Annotated in this window: 1 protein-coding gene; it reads right to left on the reverse strand. The window is 44.8% G+C overall.

Annotation, left to right across the window (positions count from 1 at the left end; genetic code table 11):
- Positions 1 to 380, reverse strand: a 380-nt coding sequence (locus tag AAC01S_RS18540) for a PDDEXK family nuclease (RefSeq protein WP_502685983.1), incomplete at its 3' end; no start/stop codon positions are given.
- Positions 381 to 683: the final 303 nt, after the last annotated feature.

The raw sequence follows: 683 nt of genomic DNA on the forward strand, positions 1-683 counted from the left end.
AAACTTGTGGTGAGCACCACTGGAACCCCAGACTCCTTATCCGTAAACTTGTTTATGCGGAGGTCGTCTTTATCGTCAATTGTTTCGAGCATGCTCAAAAGAGGAAATGACTCTCGGATATCAACGATAGCCGTGGGACTATCCACCTCGTTATTTGATGGCAACGCTGACCATTCAAAAATCAGGAAACAACGCAGTTGATTGTCAGATTGAAGATGATAAATTCGCGGGATCTTGACTCCTAATATGCGGGTGGCTCTTCCGATACTGGGGAAATCACTGATTTTGGTCCATGGCACATAAGTTTTTTCGGTCCCCTGTCCCCGTCCCTCCTTCAACCACTTATTCAGCTTCTCATTTGTCCACGGCTGTTTCGCCATTCATATCACGCCTCTCTCTACAGACAAAAAAGCGAGTGTCCTTGCCTATAAGCGATACTTCTCCGTTTTTTTTAAGGAGAATCGCTTGGCAAAACACTCGCCCATATTCGATCTGTTATTTTTCAATGAAACTGAGGACACTTGTCTGCTACCCACAGCAACACCGCTACTGAAGGTGTCTTCAGTTAGAAATATCCTTTCGGTACATCAAGCACCAGACCATCTTTGCATCTTGGACATTCAAACTCGTCATACCATCGTTCTTCTTCTGGTATATCTGGAGCACTCACAATGTATGAACCC

The organism is Alicyclobacillus acidiphilus NBRC 100859 (assembly GCF_001544355.1).
Lineage (GTDB): Bacteria > Bacillota > Bacilli > Alicyclobacillales > Alicyclobacillaceae > Alicyclobacillus > Alicyclobacillus acidiphilus.